22 protein-coding genes and 1 pseudogene are annotated in these 22,947 nt (G+C 72.9%); 17 read left to right on the top strand and 6 right to left on the bottom strand.

The genetic code is table 11. The annotated features are described in order from the left end of the window. Positions 1-17: 17 nt before the first annotated feature. Positions 18-1,001 (top strand): helix-turn-helix transcriptional regulator, encoded by a 984-nt coding sequence (locus tag ACTWP8_RS26485; RefSeq protein ID WP_443324617.1) that lies wholly within the window; start codon positions 18-20, stop codon positions 999-1,001. Between the two features lie 357 nt (positions 1,002-1,358). Here the strand turns inward: ACTWP8_RS26485 and ACTWP8_RS26480 are convergent. Next, a pseudogene (locus ACTWP8_RS26480) lies at positions 1,359-1,520 on the bottom strand (transcriptional regulator); the annotation flags it as partial. A 73-nt stretch (positions 1,521-1,593) separates the two neighbouring features. Then, complete coding sequence (locus ACTWP8_RS26475) at positions 1,594-2,013, bottom strand: heavy metal-responsive transcriptional regulator (protein WP_443324616.1); 420 nt, start codon at positions 2,011-2,013, stop codon at positions 1,594-1,596. Between the two features lie 77 nt (positions 2,014-2,090). Here ACTWP8_RS26475 and ACTWP8_RS26470 point away from each other — a divergent pair, with 77 nt between their 5' ends. From ACTWP8_RS26470 to ACTWP8_RS26460, 3 genes are all read left to right on the top strand, one after another. Beyond that, a complete protein-coding gene (locus tag ACTWP8_RS26470) occupies positions 2,091-2,339 on the top strand; it encodes a tRNA-dependent cyclodipeptide synthase (protein WP_443324615.1) in 249 nt (82 codons plus the stop codon). Positions 2,340-2,359: 20 nt separating this feature from the next. Further along, complete coding sequence (locus ACTWP8_RS26465; protein WP_443324614.1) at positions 2,360-4,585, top strand: heavy metal translocating P-type ATPase; 2,226 nt, start codon at positions 2,360-2,362, stop codon at positions 4,583-4,585. A gap of 174 nt (positions 4,586-4,759) precedes the next feature. Beyond that, a complete protein-coding gene (locus tag ACTWP8_RS26460; RefSeq protein WP_443324613.1) occupies positions 4,760-5,590 on the top strand; it encodes a DUF2182 domain-containing protein in 831 nt (276 codons plus the stop codon). Between the two features lie 14 nt (positions 5,591-5,604). On the opposite strand, the gene ACTWP8_RS26455 is transcribed toward ACTWP8_RS26460, so the two are convergent. After that, on the bottom strand, positions 5,605-6,261 hold the full coding sequence (locus tag ACTWP8_RS26455; protein WP_443324612.1) for a DUF1326 domain-containing protein: 657 nt from the start codon (positions 6,259-6,261) through the stop codon (positions 5,605-5,607). Between the two features lie 101 nt (positions 6,262-6,362). Between ACTWP8_RS26455 and ACTWP8_RS26450 the strand changes: the two genes are divergently transcribed. Next, a complete protein-coding gene (locus ACTWP8_RS26450) occupies positions 6,363-6,611 on the top strand; it encodes a hypothetical protein (protein ID WP_443324611.1) in 249 nt (82 codons plus the stop codon). A gap of 14 nt (positions 6,612-6,625) precedes the next feature. Then, the gene (locus ACTWP8_RS26445; protein ID WP_443324610.1) at positions 6,626-7,447 is read left to right on the top strand and encodes an SDR family NAD(P)-dependent oxidoreductase; all 822 of its coding nucleotides are present in this window, start codon (positions 6,626-6,628) and stop codon (positions 7,445-7,447) included. Between the two features lie 188 nt (positions 7,448-7,635). Here the strand turns inward: ACTWP8_RS26445 and ACTWP8_RS26440 are convergent, their stop codons facing one another. Further along, the gene (locus ACTWP8_RS26440; protein ID WP_443324635.1) at positions 7,636-8,103 is read right to left on the bottom strand and encodes a cyclic nucleotide-binding domain-containing protein; all 468 of its coding nucleotides are present in this window, start codon (positions 8,101-8,103) and stop codon (positions 7,636-7,638) included. A gap of 256 nt (positions 8,104-8,359) precedes the next feature. Here ACTWP8_RS26440 and ACTWP8_RS26435 point away from each other — a divergent pair, with 256 nt between their 5' ends. Continuing rightward, positions 8,360-9,253, top strand: a complete 894-nt coding sequence (locus ACTWP8_RS26435; protein WP_443324609.1) for a universal stress protein — start codon at positions 8,360-8,362, stop codon at positions 9,251-9,253. A 49-nt stretch (positions 9,254-9,302) separates the two neighbouring features. Then, positions 9,303-9,674 carry an STAS domain-containing protein gene (locus ACTWP8_RS26430; protein ID WP_443324608.1) on the top strand — a complete coding sequence of 124 codons (372 nt, stop codon included), beginning with the start codon at positions 9,303-9,305 and terminating at the stop codon, positions 9,672-9,674. A gap of 152 nt (positions 9,675-9,826) precedes the next feature. On the opposite strand, the gene ACTWP8_RS26425 is transcribed toward ACTWP8_RS26430, so the two are convergent. Beyond that, a complete protein-coding gene (locus ACTWP8_RS26425; protein ID WP_443324607.1) occupies positions 9,827-10,516 on the bottom strand; it encodes a response regulator in 690 nt (229 codons plus the stop codon). Between the two features lie 363 nt (positions 10,517-10,879). On the opposite strand from ACTWP8_RS26425, the gene ACTWP8_RS26420 reads away from it, so the two are divergent. From ACTWP8_RS26420 to ACTWP8_RS26410, 3 genes are all read left to right on the top strand, one after another. Next, complete coding sequence (locus ACTWP8_RS26420; protein ID WP_443324634.1) at positions 10,880-12,559, top strand: sensor histidine kinase; 1,680 nt, start codon at positions 10,880-10,882, stop codon at positions 12,557-12,559. Positions 12,560-12,569: 10 nt separating this feature from the next. Continuing rightward, on the top strand, positions 12,570-13,112 hold the full coding sequence (locus tag ACTWP8_RS26415; protein ID WP_443315663.1) for a hypothetical protein: 543 nt from the start codon (positions 12,570-12,572) through the stop codon (positions 13,110-13,112). Positions 13,113-13,232: 120 nt separating this feature from the next. Next, positions 13,233-13,988 carry a VOC family protein gene (locus ACTWP8_RS26410; RefSeq protein WP_443324606.1) on the top strand — a complete coding sequence of 252 codons (756 nt, stop codon included), beginning with the start codon at positions 13,233-13,235 and terminating at the stop codon, positions 13,986-13,988. Between the two features lie 257 nt (positions 13,989-14,245). On the opposite strand, the gene ACTWP8_RS26405 is transcribed toward ACTWP8_RS26410, so the two are convergent. Next, positions 14,246-15,718 carry a glycosyltransferase 87 family protein gene (locus tag ACTWP8_RS26405; RefSeq protein ID WP_443324633.1) on the bottom strand — a complete coding sequence of 491 codons (1,473 nt, stop codon included), beginning with the start codon at positions 15,716-15,718 and terminating at the stop codon, positions 14,246-14,248. Between the two features lie 106 nt (positions 15,719-15,824). Between ACTWP8_RS26405 and ACTWP8_RS26400 the strand changes: the two genes are divergently transcribed. From ACTWP8_RS26400 to ACTWP8_RS26375, 6 genes are all read left to right on the top strand, one after another. Beyond that, positions 15,825-17,012: a molybdopterin-dependent oxidoreductase gene (locus tag ACTWP8_RS26400; protein WP_443324605.1), complete on the top strand. Its 1,188-nt coding sequence runs from the start codon at positions 15,825-15,827 to the stop codon at positions 17,010-17,012. Next, positions 17,012-17,515, top strand: coding sequence for a hypothetical protein (locus ACTWP8_RS26395; RefSeq protein ID WP_443324604.1), 504 nt, complete (start codon positions 17,012-17,014; stop codon positions 17,513-17,515). Before ACTWP8_RS26400 ends, ACTWP8_RS26395 begins: the two co-directional genes overlap by 1 nt. Before the next feature lie 414 nt (positions 17,516-17,929). Next, the gene (locus ACTWP8_RS26390) at positions 17,930-19,672 is read left to right on the top strand and encodes a bifunctional 3'-5' exonuclease/DNA polymerase (protein WP_443324603.1); all 1,743 of its coding nucleotides are present in this window, start codon (positions 17,930-17,932) and stop codon (positions 19,670-19,672) included. 98 nt (positions 19,673-19,770) lie between these two features. Next, positions 19,771-21,309, top strand: a complete 1,539-nt coding sequence (locus tag ACTWP8_RS26385; protein WP_443324602.1) for an ATP-dependent DNA ligase — start codon at positions 19,771-19,773, stop codon at positions 21,307-21,309. Positions 21,310-21,482: 173 nt separating this feature from the next. Beyond that, positions 21,483-21,746: a GlsB/YeaQ/YmgE family stress response membrane protein gene (locus tag ACTWP8_RS26380; RefSeq protein ID WP_443324601.1), complete on the top strand. Its 264-nt coding sequence runs from the start codon at positions 21,483-21,485 to the stop codon at positions 21,744-21,746. Positions 21,747-21,877: 131 nt separating this feature from the next. Continuing rightward, the gene (locus ACTWP8_RS26375; RefSeq protein WP_443324600.1) at positions 21,878-22,945 is read left to right on the top strand and encodes an NAD-dependent epimerase/dehydratase family protein; all 1,068 of its coding nucleotides are present in this window, start codon (positions 21,878-21,880) and stop codon (positions 22,943-22,945) included. Positions 22,946-22,947 lie beyond the last annotated feature (2 nt).

Here is a 22,947-nt window from a genome sequence, read left to right as displayed (position 1 = left end):
TGAGCAATCTGGGACTCATGACGACAGACACCCCGGCACGACTGCTGAACCTCCTCTCCCTGCTGCAGACACCGCGCGAATGGCCCGGCAGCGAGCTCGCCGAGCGACTCGGCGTCACCACCCGCACCATCCGCCGCGACATCGACCGGCTGCGCGACCTCGGCTATCCCGTGGAGGCCGCCCGGGGCGCGGTCGGGGGCTACCGACTCGTCGCCGGCAAGGCCATGCCCCCGCTGCTGCTCGAGGACGACGAGGCCGTCGCCATTGCCGTCGGACTGCGCAGCGCCGCGGGACACACAGTCACGGGTCTTCCCGAGGCGTCCGTACGCGCCCTCGCCAAGCTCGAGCAGGTGCTGCCCTCCCGGCTTCGCCGCCGTGTGACCATCCTCGGCAACGCCACCACCCCGCTCACCCGGTGGCAGGGCCCTCAGATCGACCCCGACGTACTGACCGTGCTCGCCACCGGAGCCGCCGGCGGCGAAAAGCTGCGATTCGGCTACCGCGCCGCGGACGGCACCGAGACCAAGCGCCTCGTCGAGCCCGCCGGACTCGTCTCGGCGGGCCGCCGCTGGTACTTCGTCGCCTACGACAACGACCGCGACGACTGGCGAATCTTCCGCGTCGACCGCATCACCAAGCCGTTCCTGACCGGCGTCCGCGGGGCGCCGCGCAAACTCCCGGCCAAGGACGCCGCGGCCTACCTCGCCGCCCGGATGACCGAGGACCGCCCCACGTACGAGGCGGTGGCCACACTCCACGCCCCGTACAAGGAACTCGCCCCTCGCCTCGGCGACGCCGCCACCGGCCTCGAGGCGGCCGGCGAGAACGCCTGCGTGCTGCGCACCGAGGCCGACTCCCTGGAGTGGCTGGCCCTCCGACTGGCCGCGCTGGGCTGCGAGTTCGAGGTGCACGAGCCGCCCCAGCTCGCTGACTATCTCCGCGAGCTGAGCGGCCGCGTCACCCGCGCCGCAGGAGGCCGGAGCAGCGCCCCCGCCTGCTGAAGAGGGCGGACTCTGGTGCAGGCGGCGGTCAGCAGCTCGACCGTGCGGTCCATGTCGGCGGCGGTGGTCCAGCGGCCGAGGGAAAGGCGGAGTGCGGTGAGGCTCTGCCCGTCGGCCAGGCCCATGGTGCTGAGTACGGGTGAGGGCGTGTGGTCGTGGGCTGGAGGGCCCCGGTCTCGTTGTTGGCAGCCATGACCGAGACGAGGACGATTCGCTCGGTGAGTCCGGCGGCCGGCGCCGCCGGGTCGACCAGTAGAAATGCGTCGCCACGCCAGGCGTTCAGCGCTTCTCCGACGGCGACGGCGGCGATGGCGAGGGCGGCGATCGGGTCGGCCCAAGACCAGCCCGGAGTCGCGTCTCGTCCGCGTCCACGCAGGCACGGTCGGTTTCCACGGCGACGACGGGGGTGCGCAGGTCGTCGAGGGCGTGGCCGGAGAGGAGCAGTCGGCAGCGGATCGGGTCGGCGAGGGCGCGGCCGAAGCGCGCGAGCACCTCGACCTCGGAGGCGACGGTCAGCACCAAAAAACTGGCGATACCGAGCCTGAATTCAGGAAACCGTGTCTCCCGGAGGGTGCCCGCGCGCGGAGGAGTGTCATGCGTCCTCGGGCGCGACGGGGGTGGATTCGATGATCGGGCAGATCACGCCGGGCTCGCCGCGTCCGGCGGCCTGGTCGGCGACGTGGCGGGCGTCCTGGAGGGTCTTCTTCAGGGCTTGGAGGTCGGCGATGCGCTGGTCGACCTGGGCGAGGTGTTCGTCGAGCAGGCTGATGACGAGGTCGCAGGGCTGCTGGCCGTGGCGTTGAAGGTCGAGGATGCGCTTGATCTCCTTCAGGCTGAGGCCGAGGGCCTGGGCCCGGCGGATGAAGCCGAGGACGGGCACGGCGTCGTCGGTGTAGGTGCGGTAGCCGGCGGAGGTGCGCTCGGGAGGGTCGATCAGGCCATTGGCCTCGTAGAGGCGGACGGCCTTGGGGCTGAGTCCGGTCTGGGCGGCAATGCGGCCGACGGTGAGCATGACGGGGCTCCGTTCGTGGGTCGTATCTTCAGTGTGGGCTTGACCTTGCCCTTAGGGCAAGGTTCTACCGTGCGGACATGAGGACGGATCAAGGGGACGGCCGCCCGGCGATGACCGTGGAGCCGTTGAATACCGCATGCGCGGCCGTGATGGAGCGGGGCGAGCACGCCTGCTTCGGGGCCAGCCCGTTCAACAGTTACTTCTCTGCGACCGGAATCGACCACCAGCCGCCACACGTGCTGCGCCGCCCGTCCATCGGTGAACTGGGCCGGCGGCCCGCCACCGGGCAGGGCTTCGCCGTAGTCACACCGGCGGGCCGAGAATGAAGCGGGAAGGAACCTCCACGATGTCGACGACGACCGGCACTACCGGCACTACCGGCACCGGAACTGACCGCCCCATAGAGCTGGCGATCACCGGGATGACCTGCGCCTCGTGCGTGGCGCGGGTCGAGCGGAAGCTGGGCAAGCTGCCTGGCGTGAGCGCGACGGTGAACCTGGCGACGGCGACCGCGCATGTCACCCGCGAGGACCCGGCGGTTGAGGTGGCGGAGCTGGTTGCTGCCGTCGAGGCCATCGGCTACGGCGCCGAGGTGGCCGGGGGCGGCGCGCCTGAGACGGAGGAAGGCGAGGCCATCGATGCCGAGCAGGCGCATGTCGCCGGGCTGCGGCGCCGCCTGATCGTCTCGGCGCTGCTCGGACTGCCCGTGGTGGTCATATCGATGGTTGCCGCGGTGCATTTCGCCGGGTGGGAGTGGGTGGCGCTGGCGCTGGCTACGCCGGTGGTGGCGTGGGGCGCGTGGCCGTTCCACCGGGCGGCGGCGGTGAATGTGCGGCATGGCTCGGCGACCATGGACACCCTGGTGTCGCTGGGCGTGCTGGCTGCGTATCTGTGGAGCGCGGGCGCCCTGGCCGTCGGTGGGAAGCACCTGTATCTGGAGGTCGCCGTCGTGCTGACGGCGTTCCTACTGGCCGGGCGGTTCTTCGAGGCGCGGGCCAAGCGGCGGGCCGGGGAGGCGATCCGGGCGCTGATGGACCTGGGCGCCAAGGACGTCGCGGTGCTCCGCGATGGTTCCGAAGTGCGTATCCGCGTTGAGGAGTTGGTGGTCGGGGATCTGTTCGTCGTGCGGCCCGGGGAGAAGATCGCCACGGACGGGGAGGTCGTCGAGGGCGCGTCGGCGGTCGATGAGTCGCTGCTGACCGGGGAGAGCGTGCCGGTGGAGGTCGAGCCCGGCTCGCCGGTCACCGGCGCCACCGTCAACAGCCACGGCCGACTCGTCGTCCGCGCGACCCGCATCGGGGCGGACACCAAGCTGGCGCAGATCGCCGCGCTGGTGGAGCGGGCGCAGACCGGCAAGGCCGAGGTACAGCGCCTTGCGGACCGGATCTCGGCGGTGTTCGTCCCGGTCGTCATCGCCCTCGCCGTAGGCACGTTCGGTGTGTGGCTGGGGACCGGAGCCGCGGCGGCGACCGCGCTTACGGCGGCCATCGCCGTGGTGATCATCGCCTGCCCGTGCGCGCTCGGGCTGGCCACACCGACCGCGCTGATGGTCGGCACCGGGCGTGGCGCGCAGCTCGGGCTGCTGATCCGCGGGCCGGAGGTGCTGGAGTCGACCCGGCGGATCGACACCGTCGTCCTGGACAAGACCGGCACGGTCACCGAGGGAAGGATGCGGCTGGTCGACGTCGTAACGGCCGACGGTGAGGACGCGGCCGAGGTGCTGCGGCTGGCCGGCGGTCTGGAGGACGCCAGCGAGCACCCGATCGCCACCGCCATCGCGAACACCGCGCGGGAGCGGCTGGGCGCGCTGCCTGCGGTGGCCGGCTTCGCCAATACGCAGGGGCGGGGCGTGACCGGGCAGGTTGAGGGCCGTACGGTCCGTGCCGGTCGGGCCCGTTGGCTGGAGGAGCAGGAAGGGTTGTCGCTGCCCGAGGAGCTTCGGCGCGCGCAGAAGGAGGCCGAAGCCAACGGCCGGACGGTCGTCTTCGCCGCCTGGGACGGACAGGTGCGCGGCGCGCTGGTGGTCGCCGACACCGTCAAGGCGACCAGTACCGAGGCGGTGGCCGACCTCAAGCGGCTCGGCCTCACGCCAGTCCTGCTCACCGGCGACAACACGGCGGCCGCCGGCGCGGTGGCGGCCGACGTCGGTATCAACCAAGTGATCGCCGAGGTCCATCCCGAGGACAAGGTCGCCGAGGTCGAACGCCTCCAGCAGCAGGGCCGGGTGGTGGCCATGGTCGGCGACGGCGTCAACGACGCCGCGGCCCTCGCCCAGGCCGACCTGGGCCTGGCGATGGGCACGGGCACCGACGCGGCGATCGCCGCCTCCGATCTGACCCTGGTACGCGGGGACTTGCGGGCGGCGGCGGACGCGATCCGGCTGGCCCGGCGCACCCTCCGTACGATCAAGGCCAACCTGTTCTGGGCCTTCGCCTACAACGTCGCGGCGCTGCCGCTGGCCGCGCTCGGCATGCTCAATCCGATGATCGCCGGCGGGGCCATGGCCTTCTCCTCGGTCTTCGTGGTCTCCAACAGCCTGCGGCTCCGCCGCTTCCAGCCCTTGGACCGCTGACGGGCGCTATGGCCCGGCTCCTCCCTCCTTCGGTTTTGCAACACAACCGTCTGTGATCTGCTGGAGGAGTCGGGCCGACTTCTCACCCCATCGTGGGCCGCGGTCGACATTGCCGGGCACCCGGTTGTGAAGCGTCTGGTGACCACGGCAGAGCGGGCCCCTGGGAGGAGCGCCATGCTGCACGTCCGCATCGCCGCCCCAGCACCGACACAGCCCGGATTCCTGCTGCCGCGGCGTGATCTGGCCATGGCGTGGATCTTGATGGCTCTGCTCGCCGCGCTGGCATGGGTACTCACCGTCGCCCAGTCCCGCGACATGGGCATGGAGCCGGGAACGATGGGTCTGGCGCTGCCACTCTTTCTGCTGCTGTGGGTGACCATGATGGTGGCGATGATGTTCCCGTCGGTCGCACCGGTGGCCATCACCTGGGCGCGTGCGATCGGCCGTCAGTCGGCCGGTGCGGTCCGCGCCGCTCGGATCGCCGAGTTCGCCGGGGGCTACCTGCTCGCCTGGACGGTATTCGGTCTGCTCGCCTACGGAGTCCTGGCAGCCGCCGCGCGTCTGGTGGACGACGCCCCCGAGGCAGGCCGCTGGCTGGGCGCGGCTGCGTTTCTGCTCGCGGGGCTGTACCAATTCGGGCCCCTGAAGCGCGTCTGTCTCCTGCACTGCCGCAATCCGATGTCGCACCTGATGCGGTACGCGCAATTCCGGCCGTGGGCCCGCGACCTGCGTGTGGGCGCGCACCACGGGCTTTACTGCGTGGGCTGCTGCTGGGGCCTGATGATCGTCCTCGTTCCACTCGGTGTGATGAACGTGGCAGCCATGGCCGGCCTGGCAGCGGTGATCTTCCTGGAGAAGCTGTGGCGGCGCGGCCCGTGGCTCACCTGGGCGGTTGGTCTGGCCTTTCTCGCCCTGGGCGCGCTGGCCCCGTTCCACGACTGGCTGCTGCCAGGACTGCAGATGTCGGAGCCGTCGATGGACTCAACGATGGTCCGACCGCACTGAGCGCCCGCCGTACGTCAGTCGGGGCCGCTCCAGTCGAAGGGGAAGTGCTTGCTGGACTTGCCGCTGCGGCTCCAGCTGAAGCCGAAGGCGTCGGCTTCGTCCGTGGTGGCCCGGCCCCATGTGGCGATCTGGCCGGGGCCGACCTCGGAACCGGGGGCGTTGTGAACCTGGACCCGCGCGCCCTCGGGAGTCGTGGGACCGGTGAGGGCCTCGGCGCGGGCGGTAACACGCCCGGGGACCTCGGCGCTCCAGGCCCCCAGTTCGTCGTCGATCTCGATGGTGATGGGGGCGACGTCCATGCCGCGCATCTCGGCGCCGAAGATTTCGCTGAACTGCTGCGGCCAGCCGCCGGCCTCACCGCCGAAGATCGCTCCGAGCGCGGCGCGCTGTTGATCGTCGGCGCGTTCGTCGACGAAGACGGCGGCGTACGCGTCCGTGTGGGTTCCCTCCCATGGGTTGCCGGTGAAGGACCCGAGCATCAGGACATTCAGACCGTCGAGCGGGACATCCCCGTATCGGCCCTCGCGTATGTGCCAGGCGAGCACGCCCTCGCAATCACCCTCGGTCGGAGGCTGGGCGAACGTGCAGGGGCACGGTATGGCGCACTTGCAGGTGTCGAACCAGTCCCCGACCACATGCCAGGGCGGGCTGCTGGTGGTCTGCTCGGTCATCTCGCTCCTCCCCTCCCACGACCGCCGAAGTCCATGAGAGTGGCGAGGCTGCCCCGGACGGAGCCCGCCGGCCGGGACGGCGGAGCGGCCTCACCTCCAGCGTGCGCCTTGCCGTCGCGGAAGCGGAAGGCCGGGCCAGGAAGAGCGCTCACCTCCCCGCTCCCGGCCAGGTTTGGCCTGCCCCTCGCTCGCCGGGTCGATGCGCTGGAGGGCTTGCGGGCGGCGAGGCGCTCGACGACGCCGAGCTTGAGCCGGTCCTGCTGCTCGAACTCCAGGCCCGCCGTCTGGACCTGCCGAAGGGGTCGGCGCAGAAGGTGCTCGCCGCCGAGCGGGAGGCGATTCGTAAGTAAAGGATTGCCGAAAGATGAGCATCAAGACCGTCCTGATCACCGGCACCTCCTCGGGCATCGGCCTCGCCACCGCCGTCGCCGCCGCACAGAGCGGCTGGCGCGTCGTCGCCACCATGCGCGATACCACCAAGGCGGGCGGGCTGCTGGCGGCGGCCGAGGCGGCCGGGGTGAGCGTCGAAGTCCGCGCGCTGGATGTGACCGACCCGGCCTCTGTCACAGCCTGCCTGGCCGGCCTCGACCGTCTGGACGCGCTGGTCAACAACGCCGGCGCCGGCCACCTTGGCACGCTCGAGCAGGAGAGTGTCGAGGACGTGCGCGCCGTCATGGAGGTCAACTTCTTCGGCGTCCTGCACGTCACCAAGGCGGCCTTGCCCATGCTGCGTGCGAGCAAGGGCCGCGTGGTGACCGTGACCAGCGTCGGCGGCGTGGTCGGCCAGCCGTTCAACGAGGCGTACTGCGCGGCCAAGTTCGCCGTCGAGGGCTTCATGGAGTCGCTCGCCCCGGCCGCGGCGACGGTCGGCGTGGCCGTCAGCGTGGTCGAGCCGGGTGCGGTGGCCAGCGAGTTCGTCAGCAACGTGGGCGGCCGCGACACCGTGGTGGAGCAGGCCGGCCCGTATGCGCCCGCGCTGGCCGCCTACCTGGCCCGCACCCGCGACGCCTTCGCCGCCGCGCAGACGCCGCCTGGCGCGGCGGCACCGATCGTCGAGCTGCTGGAGGCCGAGCAGCCCGCCTTCCGGGTGCAGACCTCGGATACCGCGCGCGATTTCACCGCCGTGAAGCTCACGGACGGCGACGGCTCGGCCGTGCAGGCCCTGACGAGCACATGGATCGCCTAGCCTCGCGCAGCCTTCGCCTGGCCTGGGTGAACCGTCGGCAGCGCGCCGGTTGAGCAGTAGCCGCGGCACCACGCCTCGGCGGCGAGCCATTGCCATGCGGACCAGGCCCGCCTCATGCGGCGAGCGGCTCGATCTTCGTGCCCCGAGCCTCGCGGCCGAGGGGGTGCGACCGAACTGGGGCGGGTGGCTTACCACTTCGGGCCGCTGCCGTTGGGTCCGTACAGGTCCAGCAGCCGCGTACGGGACGCCATCAGGCGCTGCGCGATGGCGTCGGCGACCTCGATGGCGAGTGCCATGCCGAGCACCGGGTCCTTCTCGCACAGGGTCCGCACCGCGGGCCCGTCGAACTCGTAGGCCCACACCTCGCTCTCCGCCTCCGCGCCCAGGTGCCAGTGGCGGGGCGGGAGGAGCCAGGACCAGCCGAGGAGTTCGCCCGCGCCGATCTCCTCCACCGTGGCCGCGCGCCGCCCCGGGACGCGGATGTCGAGGGCGACGCTTCCGGAGCGGATGACCCAGAAGCGGTCGGCCCGGCTGCCTTCCTCGATGATGCGGACACCGGCCGGGAACGAGACCTCCCGGGCGAGGTTCATGAGCGGATCCAGATGGTCCGCGGGCAGAGCGGCCAGCACCCCGCCTCTGGTGATCACGCCGGTCATCTCGCGCTCCCTTCCGGCGTACGGCTCACCCTTCTCGGCTCCGTACGAGCTGTCCACCGCCCGTACGTCTCCAGCGTCCCCCTCCGCCTCCGGCTCCGCCGAGGGGCTGACCGGGCACCCTGCCGGGCCGACCGGCCCCTGCCCGGCCGCCGCGGGTTGGGCCGGTCGGTCCCGGAGAGGGCCGTGTGCCCCATCGCCGCGGCGCGCCCGCGGCCCGAGGCTGATAGGCGCAGGGACAGAACCTGGAGGTGGCGCGTTGGCCGGACCCATCGCCGCAGGCGTGGACGGTTCTCTGGAGAGCCTGGCCGCGGCGGACTGGGCTGCCCAGGAAGCGCTGCTGCGCGGTACGTCCCTCCGGCTCGTGCAGGCATGGGAGTGGAAGGTCCACCCCGGAGCCGTCGTCCCGTCCGATGAGACCCAACGGGACTGGGCGGCTCGCCTCCTGCACGAGGCGGAAGAGCGCATCACCGGCCTGCACCCGGACCTGGCCGTCACGGCCGAACTGGTTCCCGGTACCCCCGTCGAGGCGCTTCTCTCCTCCGCCGCGCACGCCGAGATGCTCGCGCTCGGCTCCCGCGGGCTCGGCGGCTTCATCGGCTTCCTGCTCGGTTCGACCGGTCTCGAGATCCTCGCCGGGGCCGAGCGGCCCGTGGTGCTGGTCCGCCCCGGCGAGCAGGGCGAGAGCGAACCGGGGCGTGCCCCAGGGGCGGGAGGGGCGGGCCGTGAGGTGGTGCTCGGGCTGGATGCGCTCCGCCCCTCCGACGAGGTGATCGAGTTCGCCTTCGAAGCCGCCGACCGCCGGCGGGTGCCGCTGCGAGCCTCGTACACCTGGGACGTCCCGCCCGTGCACCGGTACGCGGCGGGCCTTCCCGGCCCCACGATCGACCCTCGGCTCGAGGCGGAGCAGCGCAGCGTGCTGACCGAGGTGCTGAAGCCGTGGCGGAGCAAATTCCCCGACGTCGAGGTCGGGGAAGAGGCGGTGACGGGGCGGGCGGGCCATCGCCTGGTGGAAGCGGCGGCCCGGTCCGGCCTTGTGGTCGTCGGCCGCCGGGTGCACGGCCCCGGCCGTCGCGGTACGCACCTCGGGCCCATCGCCCATGCGGTGATCCATCACGCCCGGTGCCCGGTGGCGGTGGTTCCGCACCCATGACCTCGACTCGACCGACAACGACGCCATAGATACGTGATGAAGTGCGGTGATGGCCATGCTTGAGGACAGGCGGCAGGACAGGCACGCCGAGTTCGTGGGCCAGCGGATCATGGGCAAGCAGGCCGTCGTGGAACTCCGCGGGGAGCTCGACGTCCTGAACACCCCGGGGATCTCGGACTATCTGGACGTGCTGACGGAGGGTACGGAACCGCGCCTCGTGCTGGACATGCGCAGGGTGAGCTTCATCGACGCCAGCGGTCTCTCGATGCTGGTACGAGTCCGGCGCCGGACCGCGGAGCGCGACGGGCGCCTCTCGCTCGTGATCGGTGATCCGTCCGTGCCGCGGGTTCTGCGGCTCGCGCGGCTGTCCCGCTACTTCGACCTGCACGACACCGTCGAGGGCGCCCTCGCCAAGCTGTGAAGCCACGTGACGGGCGGGGCCCTGCGAGGGTGAACCCTGCGATGGGTGGAGCCTTGCGACGGGTGAACCCTGCGATGGGTGGAGCCTTGCGACGGGTGAACCCTGCCATGGGTGAAGCCCTCCGAAGGGCGCCATGGTCCGTCGGACGCGGGCTACTCGGGGCCGTGCCGCTCCTGGAACTCCCGCTCCTGGAACTCCCGGCGGTCCTGCGCCTGTGTGGCGATGACCGCCGCCTGGACGCGCCGCTCCACTCCCAGCTTGGCCAGCAGCCGTGAGACGTGGTTCTTGACCGTCTTCTCGGCGAGGTGGAGCCGCAGCCCGATCTCCCGGTTGGTGAGCCCTTCGCCGATCAGGCCGAGGATCTCCCGCTCGCGCTCGGTCAGTTGCGGCATCTCCGCCGGAGAGGGCTCCTCCTCATCCGCTCCGCGCAGCCGCGCCAGGACTTTCGCCGTGGTGCTCGGATCCAGCATCGACTTGCCGGAGGCGACCGTACGGACCGCGGTGATCAGGTCCGACCCCTGGATCTGCTTGAGCACATAGCCGGCGGCACCCGCCATGATCGCGTCCAGCAGCGCCTCCTCGTCGTCGAACGAGGTGAGCATCAGGCAGGCGAGCTCCGGCATCCGCGAGCGCAGCTCCCGGCACACGCTGACCCCGTCCCCGTCCGGCAGTCGCACGTCCAGGATCGCGACATCCGGGCGCAGGGCCTGGATGCGTACCAGCGCGTGCGCGACGGTGCCCGCCTCGCCGATCACCGTGATGTCCGGCTCGTCGTCGAGCAGGTCGCGCACCCCGCGCCGTACGACCTCGTGGTCGTCGAGGAGGAAGACCTTCGTGCTCACGTGAACAGCGTGCGCCACCCCGTGCGGGATGGCCAGGCAGGGAAGGGCAGGCCGGACCGACGCCCGGCTTCGCGAGCGATGCTGCGACGCCCGGTTCCGCGAGCGATGCTGCGACGCCCGGCTCCGCGAACCATGCTTCCGGCTCCGGCTCCGGCTCCGCAAGCCATGCTTGGCCGTTGGCGTGAGAATGGAGGGTGGGGTTGCTCTGGCCCCGGTCCGAAGGGCGGTCGTTCACCCGGAGGGATCACTTTGGGCAGCGCGGGACGTGCCGGGGACGCGCACGGCGGGGCGGCGCACGGCCGGGAAGAGTACGGCCGGGAGCCGTTCGGCGGGGAGGAACGCGCGCGTGAGGACCGCGAGAAGCTGCCGCAGCTGAGGCTCGACGAGCTGCTGGACGAGGTGCAGACCCGGCTGGACGTGGTGCGGGGCACGCGCGACCGGATCCACCGGCTGATGGAGGCCGTGCTGTCGGTCGGCCGCGGGCTGGAGCTGGAGCAGGTGCTGCGCCGGATCACCGAGGCCGCGGCGGTGCTGGTCGATGCCGAGTACGCGGCGCTCGGGGTCATCGGCCCCGACGGGCGGAAGCTGTCGCAGTTCCTGACCGTCGGGGTGACCCAGGAGGAGATCAGGGCGATCGGGCCCTACCCGTCCGGGCACGGCATCCTGGGCGAGCTCATCCGTCACCCCGAGCCGCTGCGGCTGCCCCGGATCGCCGACCACCCCGCCTCGTACGGCTTCCCGCCCAACCACCCGCCGATGAGCAGCTTCCTCGGCGTCCCGATCCGCGTCCGCGACCAGGTCTTCGGCAACCTCTACCTGACCGAGAAGCGGGGCGATGCCGAGTTCGACGCCGAGGACGAGGCCGTTCTGTCGACGCTGGCCGTGGCGGCCGGTGTGGCGATCGACAACGCCCGGCTGTACGAGGAGGCCAAGCGCCGTGAGCGCTGGGTGCGCGCCAGCGGGAAGATCACCAGCAGTCTGCTGTCCGGCCGGCCGCGTGACGAGGTGATCGGCCTGGTCGCGGAGCAGGCGAAGGAGATCACCGGTGCCGCTCTCGCGGTGGTGGCCGTGCCGGTCAAGGACACCGGCACCATGGCGGTGGAGCTGGCGATCGGTGAGCATGCGGAGACCCACCGCGGTCTGGTGCTGTCGGTCGAGGGGACGCTCAGGGGCGAGGCGCTCTCCGCCGGCAAGCCGGTGACCAGCACCGATGTCCGCAATGACCCGCGGGTCACACAGGGGTCCGAGCGCTTCGCGGGGCTCGGTCCCGCCGTGGCGGTGCCGATCGGCACGGGCGATGAGATGCGCGGCGTCGTGATGCTGGTGCGCGTGGCCGGAGGGCCGGTGTTCACGGGGGAGGAGATCCAGCCGCTGCTCGGGTTCGCAGGGCAGGCCGCCGTGGCCATGGAGCTGGCCGACCGGCGCAGCGACGCCGAGCAGATCACGCTGCTCGAGGACCGTGACCGCATCGCCCGCGACCTCCACGACCTGGCCATTCAGCGGCTCTTCTCCACGGGCATGACACTGCAGAGCGCCGAGCGGATCATTCAGCACCCCGAGGCTTCGGAGCGGGTGCTGCGCGCGGTCGGCGACCTGGACGAGACGATCAAGATCATCCGGTCGACGATCTTCGGCCTGCGGTCCCGGGAGACGGGCTCGGGCCAGAACCTCCGGGCGCGTGCGGTGCGCACCGTAGGGGAGGCGGTTTCCGTCCTGGGGTTCGCGCCGAGCCTGCGGATGGAGGGCCTGCTGGACACCCAGGTGCCGAGGGAGATCGCGGACCACGCCGTCGCGGTGCTCTCGGAGGCGCTGACCAATGCGGCCAGGCACGCGCACGCCCGCCACGTGGATGTGGCCCTCGAGGCCGGTTCCTCGTACCTCACGATCACGGTCAGCGACGACGGCGTGGGCATCACCGCCGACGCCCCGCGCAGCGGTCTGCGCAACCTCGCGGAGCGGGCCGAGCAGCTCGGCGGAAAGCTGGAGCTGTCCTCCCCGCCCGGCGGCGGCACGACTCTGGTCTGGCGCGCCCCTACGGCGTAACCTTGATTACATGATTACGGCAGAGCAGAGAGACGCACTGCGTGGCTGGTTCGCCGGGCGGCTGCCGGACGGGCTCTTCCTCGAACTGCTGGATGTGACAGTCGACCGGGAAGAGATCACCGTCATCGGCCGGATCCCGGAGCCGGAGCTGCCCGCGGATGCGCCGGAAGCGGAGCGCGAGGCGGCGCTCGACGGGCGGATCGCGGAGTTCCGGGAGCGCACGCGCGACGACCGCATCGCCGTGGCCCGGGAGGCCGAGCGGCGCTACGGGCGCAAGGTGTCGTGGGGCGTGGAATGCGGTGGCCGCCGGGCCGTCTACACCAATGTCTCGGCACCGGTCATGACCCGGCTTCGCCAGCCGGAGCGCCAGGTGCTCGACACGCTGATCGCGGGCGGGGTCGCCCGCAGCCGCAGCGACGCCCTGTCCTGGTGCGTACGGCTGGTCCAGCGCAACGCGGACAGCTGGCTGAAGGATCTGCGCGACTCGCTTGAGCACGTTCATCAGGTCCGTGCGCAAGGGCCGGACGCGCAGGGGCCGGACAGAGAGGAGTGAGTTCCCGGGGGCGGGGCCGTAGGAGATGGCAGCGTAAGGGTTTTGCTTCGCGCTGCGTGGTCATCCACTGCGTGAGAGTGTCAGGAGGAGCCACGGCCGTCGTGCGTGAGGAGTAGTCCCGTGAAGATCACCGAGCCGGTGCTCGGCGCGCCCTGCTGGGCCGAGTTGGGGACCTCGGACCCCGAAGGCGCTGCCGCCTTCTACAGCCGTCTCTTCGGCTGGCGGGCCGAGACCGACCCCCGCCCCGAGGCCGGTGGCTACACCATGCTGCTGCTGGACGACGAACCCGTGGCCGGGCTCTCGCCGATCCAGCAGGAGGGGCAGCCGGTCGCCTGGACGATGTCCGTCGCCGTGGCGGACGCGGACGAGACGGCCGGGGACATCCGGAAGGCGGGCGGCTCGGTCCTGATGGATCCGGGGGACGTGTTCGACCTGGGGCGGTTCGCGGTGGCCGCCGATCCGGGCGGTGCGGTGTTCACGCTGTGGCAGGCCCGTACGTTCCGGGGGGCGGCGCGGCTGAACGAGCCGGGGACGCTGTGCTGGGTGGAGCTCGCCACGCGGGACACGGCCGCGGCCGAGGCGTTCTACTCGTCCGTCTTCGGCTGGAGCACCGAGGGCGAGGAGTACGTCCACTGGGGCGTGGGCGGGGAGAACTTCGGCGGCATGGTGAAGATGGACGAGCGCTACCCCGAGGGCCTGCCGCCGCACTGGACGCTCTACTTCGCGGTGCTGAACGTCGACGCGGCCGTCAACACGGCTGCGAAGCTCGGCGGGCGCGTGGGCTACCCGGCGATGGACATCCCGGGCACGGGGCGGGTGGCGGGACTCTTCGACCCGCAGGGCGGGGCGTTCGCGGTCTACACGCCGGAGCCGTGACGGCTGCGCCTGGGCGGGCGGGGGCGGTGCGCCGGGTGTGTGCGCGGTCGGGGCCGGGGCGGGAGTGGTCCCTCTGGGGCTGCATGATTTACGGGCCGGCACGGTCGCGTTGTCGTGTGTGGGCCGCCGGAAAGCCGGCCCACAAATCACGCTTTACGCCCCTGCCGGGACCACCCCCGCCCCGGCCCCTCACGCCGTCCGGCGGCCGCGGCCTGTCGCCCTACCCGTCAACAACTGCCAACGCGGACCCGCGAAAATCAGTCCCTACGGCCGCGGCTCCGCAGCGCCCAGCCCGCGAGGACGGCGGCTGCTGCCACCGCGTACGCCCACGTGCCGACGGTATCGCTGTCCGGGACAGCCCGGCCCGCCACGTACTTGGCCGCCCCCGCCAGCGCGATGCCGAGCCACTCCCACCTGCCGTCGAGCGCGACGAGCGCCACGACCAGCAGCGCGTACCAGGAATAGCCGGGCGTCAGCAGCAGGAAGGCCGCGCCGGTCACCACCAGGGCGCCCTGCCAGGGGCGTTCGGGGTCGCCGCGGCGCAGCACGCCCAGGACGACGATCAGCAGGACGGCGGCGGCCGCGGCCTGCGCCCATGAGTCGGGGAGGATGAGCCGGAGGAGCGCGAAGCGGTTCTTGACGGACGGGTCCTCGTAGCCCTCCTCCTGCGCGTAGCCCGGGAGATAGCCGAGGACGGAGGAGCTGGAGGCCAGGACGTACGGGAGGTAGCCGAGCGCGAGGACGGCGGCCGCGGGCAGCAGGACGGCGGCTGCGGTCCGGAGCCGTTCCCGCGCTGACGCCGGGCCTCTGCCGAGGACGCCGGACAGAGCGCCGGGGAGGACGACGACGGGCAGCAGCTTCACGGCCGTCGCCGCGCCGAGCAGCGCGCCGCCGATGGCCTTTGCTCTGTAGCGGGGAGTGGCTCGCGCTGCAAGACCGGCGACCCCGAGACCGGCGACCGCGAGGAAGGCGCCCAGGACATCGGCGTGCGCGTTGTTCACCGCCTCCAGGGGGACGGCCGGACACCATGCCCAGTACGCCGCGAGCTGCGGGCTCCGGCCGCGGCGCCGCAGGATGATCAGCAGGGCGGCGGTTGTCCCGGCCGACAGCAGCGCGCCCCCTGCCTGCAGTGGCTTCAACCGGGCGTCCGCGGGCGAGACTTCGTGGACGAGGAGGAAGTAGCCCTCGGCCACCGGCGGGTAAATGGTGTGCGCGGTCGGGCGGTTGAGGCGTGTGCAGCGGACCTCGCCCTGGGAGGCCGGGATGCGGGCGCGGTCCGGGCCGCTGCACGCGTCGCCTGCCGGGAACAGCCAGCCGTCCCGCAGCCGTGCGAGCGCCGGGTCGGTGGGCGCGTGGTCGTACGGCGAGATGCCGGCGGCCTGCACCCGGCCGTCCCAGGCGTAGCGGTACGCGTCCGTGCTCGTGCGCGGCGGCGCGAGCAGGCCCGTGGCGGCGACGGCCACGCCCCCGGCCAGCACCAGCAGCGCCGCGCGCCGCGCGGGCACCTTCCGTACGGCCCAGGCGGCCGCGGCGAAGAGCGCCCAGGCCGCCGCGTACCACGCCGTCAGCTTCGCCGGGTCGCTGTGGAAGATGTCGCTGCGGACGGTCAGAGCCAGGACGGTGGTGAGGGCCGCGAGCAGGGTGACGCTGAGCACGGTGCGGAGGGTGGCGGCGGTGCGGGGCGGGGCGGCGGCATGGGGCGGGACGGCGCTGATGATCACGTGGTTCAGCGTCGCACCGGGACGGCGCCGGGTCGCTCGTCGCGGCCCCGATGTCCGCATTCCGTAAGGTGCCGGGCCGACCTGAAGGGCCCCGTCCCGGGTTCTGATGGAGGGCATGACCCTCCACGTCCGGCCCACCCGTGGGCTCCGCCCCCTGCTGCGCCGTCCGCCGCTGCCGTCCTTCCGCGGGAAGCTGCACGACGCCCGTACGGCGACGGTCATCGGCCGCCGGCTTGCCGTCGCGGTCGCCGTGTGCTTTGTGACGGGCCTGATCAGCCACTATCTGCAGCAGCCGCCCGAGTGGCTGAAGGACGCGCTGCCGAGCCGCCCGGTGTGGGGCTACCGGGTCACCCAGGGCCTGCATGTCGCTGCCGGCATCGCCGCCATCCCGCTGCTCCTCGCGAAGCTGTGGACGGTCTACCCGCGGCTCTTCGTATGGCCCGCGCTGCGGTCCGTACGGCATGCGCTGGAGCGCCTTTCGGTGGCGGTGCTCGTCGCGGCGGAGGTCTTCGAGCTCTTCAGCGGACTGCTGAATGTCGCGCAGTGGTATCCCTGGCCGTTCTCCTTCGTGCCGGTGCACTTCGCCGTGGGCTGGGTGCTGATCGGCGCGCTGTTGCTGCACGTGGCCGTCAAGGCCCCGGAGATCGCGGTCCATTGGCGCCGCCGCTCGGCCGGAACCCTCGCGCCGCTGGAGGCGGGTGCGCTGGAGGGGACGGACCGCCGTTCGCTGCTGGCGGCCGTGGGCGCGGCGGTCGGCGCGGTGACGGTCGTGACGGTGGGCCAGTCGTTCACCCCGCTCAGGCGCCTGGACCTGCTCGCCCCGCGCCACCCGGACCACGCGCCGCAGGGCCTGCCGGTCAACCGTACGGCCGTGGCGGCGGGGATCGGCACGCGCGCGGTGGTGGACGGGCAGTGGCGGCTGAGGGTGGCGGGCCCGCTGCCGTACGAACTGACGCTGGAGCAGCTGAGGGCGATGCCGCAGCGGGAGGTGACGCTGCCCATCGCGTGCGTGGAGGGGTGGAGCAAGTCGGCGCGCTGGACGGGCGTACGCGTGCGGGATCTGCTCGAACGGGCGGGCGCGCCGCCGGGCGCCCGGATCCGCGTGACCTCGATGGAGCGGCGCGGCGCGTACCGCGTGATGGAGATGGGCCGCGGCTACGCCCGCGACCCGCTCACGCTCCTGGCCCTCCGGCTGAAAGGCGAGGAGCTCTCCCTCGACCACGGCTACCCGGCCCGGATCATCGCGCCGAACCGGCCGGGCGTGCTGCAGACCAAGTGGGTTACGCGGCTGGAGGTTCTGTGATGGGGGCGACGCGGGTGTTGCGGTGGGTGGTGGGGGCGCTGGGGCTCGGCCTGATGGGGGTCGGGGGATGGTTCCTGTTCGCGAGCGGCCGGGTCAGGGATCCGGGGGACGTGGTGGTGTGGCTGGGCGGGGCGGTCCTGCTCCACGACGCTGTGATCGCTCCGCTGGTGCTGGGTGTCTGGCTGCTGGTCGCGACGACCGGGAGGGCGCTGATGGCGCGGGGGAGTGGCGGGGCCGCCTCCGGCGGGGTGCGGGGCGGCCGGGTGCGGGGTGCCGTACGGGGCCCTCTCCGGGGCGCGCTGATCGTCGGCGGCTGCCTGACCCTGATCGCGCTCCCGCCGCTCCTCCGGCCGGGCAGCCCGTCGAACGCGACAGCGCTGCCGCTGGACTATCCGCGCAACTGGCTGATCGCGCTGGGCGTCACGGCCGCGTGCGGGCTGGCGGTGGCGGCACTCCGCCTGATACGCGGCCGCGGCGGGGGCGGTCCCTCGCACAAGCCCTGAGGTTGGCGGTCCTTCCGGCCAACTCGCTGCTGCCCCGGACGACTTGGGCTGCCCGACGAATCGAGACGCCCGGCGACGGACCTCTCCCCCAACCCGCGCCTCCCCGAAAACCGGGCTCCCGAAGCCCGACCCCGGAGACCCAGAGGGCGCCGGGTGGTGGAGGGGGGCCCGTCAATGGGTGGTTGGGGAGGCGGGCAGGGGGGAGCCGCGAGGCTCGCTGGGGCGTTCCGCCCGGCGGCGGTTGAGGGAGGGCCGGGCAGAGACGGATCCCTCGGCCCTCGGGCCTGTTTCGAGGAGGGCGGGGGCCGCGGGGGCCCGCCACGACACCGGCATCCGCGGGGCGGCTGTCGCAGCCGTTGAGGCCCGTGGTCGGCGGCGGTCGCGTTGTCGTACCCCGGTGCGAGACTCCACCCCATGCGGTGTGCCGTGGCCGGGACGGAGGACGGTGGCGCCCGGCTCGTGGGCCTCGACAGCGAGGGGCGGCCGGACGGGCCGGTCGTCGACGTGCCCGCCGACGGCCTCGGCGAGGCCGTCCGCGCGCGGCTGCCGGACGTCGAGCGGTGGGTGTGGCGGTCGACCGCCGCGATCCATCCGCAGCTGCTGGCCGCGGGCGTCCGCGTCGAGCGGTGCTACGACGTGGAGACCGCCGAGGCGCTGCTGACCGGCCACGAGGGCCACTGGGGACGGCCGCGTTCGCTCGCCGCCGCCTGGGCACGCCTGCACCGGCTGCCCGTACCCGACGACCCGCCCCCGCGGACCGCGGATTCCCAGCCCTCCCTCTTCGAGCCCGGCCCCGTGCCGCTGCCGCCCGGCACCGACCCGCTGACCGCCCTGCTGGAGGTGTACGCCGACCAGCTGCGAAGACACCGGGCGGCCGAGCACCCGGACCGGATGCGGCTGCTCACCGCGGCCGAGTCGGCGGGCATGCTCGTCGCGGCCGAGATGAACCGCGCCGGCGTCCCCTGGCGGGCGGATGTGCACCGCGAGCTGCTCGCCGAGCTGCTCGGCGAGCGCTACCCGGGCGTCCAGGAGCCGCAGCGGCTGGCCGAGCTGGCCGACGAGGTGTCACGGGCCTTCGGTGGCGTACGCGTACGGCCCGACCTGCCCGCCGACATCATCCGCGCCTTCGCCCGCGAGGGCATCGAGCTCACCTCGACCCGGGCCTGGGAGCTGAAGGCGGTCGACCACCCCGCGGTGCCGCACCTGCTCGCGTACAAGAAGCTCTACCGCGTGCACACCGCGCACGGCTGGGCGTGGCTCACGGCCTGGGTGCGGGACGGCCGGTTCCGGCCGGAGTACGTGCCGGGCGGCACCGTCTCGGGCCGCTGGACCACCAACGGCGGCGGGGCGCTCCAGATCCCCAAGGTGGTGCGCCGGGCCGTCGTCGCCGACCCCGGCTGGCGGCTCGTCGTCGCCGACGCCGACCAGATGGAGCCGCGCGTGCTGGCCGCGGTCTCCCGTGACCCGGGTCTTATGGAGGTGGCGGGCCACGGCGGCGACCTGTACGCCGCGCTGTCCGACCGTGCCTTCGCGGGCAACCGGGACCAGGCGAAGCTCGCCCTGCTCAGCGCGGTGTACGGGCAGACGTCCGGGGACGCCCTGAAGTTCCTCGCCGATCTGCGACGCCGCTTCCCGGCCGCCGTCGCGTACGTGGACGACGCCGCCCGCGCGGGCGAGGAGGGCCGCCTCGTCAGGACCTGGCTCGGCCGGACCTGCCCGCCCGCGGCCGCTGCCGAGGACGGCGACCCGGAGGAGGCGGGCGAGGCGGGGCTGCCGCAGGAGGAGAGCGCGGCCGCCGCAGCCGGGCAGGCCGGGCAGGCCGGGTACGCGTACGGGCCGCAGACGTACGGGTACGCCTCGCGGGACGCGCGCGCCCGCGGCCGCTTCACCCGTAACTTCGTGGTCCAGGGCAGCGCCGCCGACTGGGCCCTGCTGATGCTGGCGGCTCTGCGCCAGTCGCTGAGCGGCATGAACGCCGAGCTGGTGTTCTTCCAGCACGACGAGGTGATCGTGCACTGCCCTGAGGAGGAGGCCGAGGCGGTCACGGATGCGGTGCGCGCCGCGGGCGAACGCGCGGGCCGCGTCGCCTTCGGCGACACCCCGGTCCGTTTCCCCTTCACCACGGCGGTGGTGCGGTGCTACGCGGACGCGAAATAGCCGGCCGGTTGTGGGAAGTCGTTCCGCAGGGGCGATGGGGGCACCCCCATCGCCCCTGCGGAACGACTGCCCACAACCCGGCGAGGTGTAATGGGCACATGCTGCTGGCTGACATCGCGCGGACCTCGCGGGAGGTCGCCGCCACCTCCGCCCGTACGGAGAAGGTCGCCCTGCTGGCCGGGCTGTTCCGCAAGGCGGAGCCCGCCGAGGCGCCGATCGTGATCACGTATCTCGCGGGCAGACTGCCCCAGCGCAAGATCGGCGTGGGCTGGAGCGCCCTGCGCGACCCCGTGGCGCCCGCCGCCGAGCCGGGCCTGTCCGTCCTCCACGTCCATCACGTGCTGGACCGGATCGCCGCCGTGGCCGGCAAAGGCTCGCAGGCCGAACGCAAGCGGCTGCTGCAGCAGCTGCTGTCCGCCGCGACCGGCGACGAGCAGCGCTTCCTGTTCGGGCTGATCAGCGGCGAGCTGCGGCAGGGCGCGCTGGATGCGTTCGCCGTCGAGGGCCTGTCGGCCGCGGTCGGGGCGGTCCCCGGCGACGTACGGCGCGCGGTCATGCTCGGCGGCTCGCTCGGCGCGGTCGCCGAGGCGCTGCTCGCGCGCGGACCCGCCGCGCTCGCCGACTTCCGGCTCGAAGTGGGCCGCCCCGTCCTCCCGATGCTCGCGCAGACCGCCAAGGACGTGGACGAGGCGCTCGACAGGCTCGGCCCCTGCGCGATCGAGGAGAAACTCGACGGCATCCGGATGCAGGTGCACCGGGACGGCGAGAACGTACGGGTCTTCACCCGCACGCTGGACGAGATCACCGACCGGCTCCCCGAAGTCGTATCGGCAGCACGGAGGTTGGCGGCCGAGCGGGCGGTCCTGGACGGGGAGGTCATCGCGCTGGGCGAGGACGGGCGGCCGCGGCCGTTCCAGGAGACGGCGGGGCGGGTCGGCTCCCGTCTCGACGTCACGAGCGCGCAGGCGTCGCTGCCGCTCTCTCCCGTCTTCTTCGACCTGCTGTCGGTCGACGGCCGCGACCTGCTGGCGCTGCCCGCAGCCGAGCGGCACGCGGAGCTGGCCCGCGTCGTACCGGAGCCGCTGCGCGTACGCCGCCTGGCGGTCGAGGATCCGCGGGACGACGAGAGCCGGGCCGGGGCGCGGGCGTTCGCTGACGGGGTGCTGGCCCGCGGCCACGAGGGTGTCGTGGTCAAGGCGCTGGACTCCTCGTACAGCGCGGGGCGGCGCGGTGCTTCATGGCTGAAGGTGAAGCCCGTGCACACCCTCGACCTGGTGGTGCTGGCCGCCGAGTGGGGGCACGGGCGGCGCACCGGCAAGCTGTCGAATCTCCACCTGGGCGCGCGTCGCCCCGACGGCTCGTTCGCCATGCTCGGCAAGACCTTCAAGGGGCTGACGGACGTCATGCTGGCCTGGCAGACCGAGCGGCTGCGGGAGCTCGCGGTCAGCGACGACGGGTGGGTGGTGACCGTACGGCCCGAGCTGGTGGTGGAGATCGCCTTCGACGGGGTGCAGCGGTCCACCCGCTACCCGGAGGGCGTGACGCTGCGCTTCGCGCGCGTGCTGCGTTACCGCGAGGACAAGACAGCGGCGGAGGCGGACACGGTCGAGACAGTCCTGGCCTTCCGGGACCGGTAGAGCCGGGCGCGTCGTCCGGGTCTTGTGGTCCCAAGCGCGTAGCCCCGGGGACTACCGCCCGGGGCGTGCCCCGGGGTTCGGGCCTCCTGGGCAGAGTGGCACGGCTCAAGATGGGCACACGTACCGCAGGACTTCGTCGGAAGCCCCTTGCAGCGTAGCCGTGGGAGGACCCCATGGAGATCTCCGGCATCATCAGCGCCATCATCATCGGCATCATCATCGGGGTGCTCGGCCGGCTCGTCCTGCCGGGCCGGCAGCGGATCGGCGTCCTGCTGACGGTTCTCGTCGGCATCGTCGCCGCGCTCCTCGGAACGGCCCTCGCCTACGGGCTCGACGTCGCCGACACGGAAGGCGTGGACTGGCTCGAACTGCTCATCCAGGTCGGCCTGGCGGCCGCCGGAGTGGCCGCCCTCGACCGTTCGAGAGCACGCCGCTGACGGCTGGGCCGAGGCCGTGTCCGGGGATCCACCGGCCAGGGACACGGTCCAAGGCCCAGGACCTTACGGACCCGTGACGGCGCGGTGCGTACCCGTACGACCCGCGCCGCCGCGGCCGTAGCGTCGCCGGCATGCGCGTACTCGTGACAGGAGGGGCGGGCTTCATCGGCTCGCACATCGTCACCGCCCTGGCCGGTCTCGGCCACGAGCCGGTCGTCCTCGACGCCCTGCTCCCGTCGGCCCACCCACGCCGCCGTTCCGGAACGCCGCCCGCCCCTGAAGGCGCCGAGTGGTTCCACGGCGACGTACGGGACCGGGTGCTGGTCGACCGCGCGCTGCGGGGCGTGGACGCGGTGTGCCACCAGGCCGCGATGGTCGGCCTCGGCAAGGACTTCGCGGACGCGCCGGACTACGTCGCCTGCAACGACCTCGGCACGGCCGTGCTGCTCGCCGCGATGGCCGCGAGCGGGGTACGGGAGCTGGTGCTGGCCGGGTCGATGGTGGTGTACGGGGAGGGGCGCTACGGCTGCCCGCGCCATGGCACGGTCCGGCCGGGCCCGCGCGCCGCGGACGACCTGAAGGCGGGCCGCTTCGAGCCCACGTGCCCGGCCTGCGGGGAGCCGCTGCAGCCCGGCCTCGTCACCGAGGACGCCCCGGCCGACCCGCGCAACGTCTACGCGACCACCAAACTCGCCCAGGAGCACCTGGCCGCGGCCTGGGCCCGGGCGACCGGCGGGCGCGCGGTATCGCTGCGCTACCACAACGTCTACGGGCCCGGCATGCCGCGCGACACCCCGTACGCGGGCGTGGCCTCCTTCTTCCGCTCGGCGCTGGAACGCGGCGAGGCGCCGCGGGTGTTCGAGGACGGCGGGCAGCGGCGGGACTTCGTGCACGTACGGGATGTGGCGGCGGCCAACGCCACGGCGCTGGCGGCCCTCCCGGGGCAGGCCCCGGGATCCTTTCGCGCCTACAACACCGGCAGCGGGGAGCCGCACACGGTCGGGGAGATGGCGACGGTTCTTTCCGCGGCCCACGGCGGCCCGCCGCCGGTCGTCACCGGCGAGTACCGTCTCGGCGACGTCCGCCACATCACGGCGTCCTCGCACCGCCTGACGACGGAACTGGGCTGGCGCCCGCGGATCGGATTCACGGAGGGAATGACGGAGTTCGCCCACGCCCCTCTCCGGGCAGCGGCCTAGCG

This window comes from Streptomyces sp. 7N604, assembly GCF_052245475.1.
GTDB lineage: Bacteria > Actinomycetota > Actinomycetes > Streptomycetales > Streptomycetaceae > Streptomyces.
This window is presented reverse-complemented; position numbering and strand designations above follow the sequence as displayed.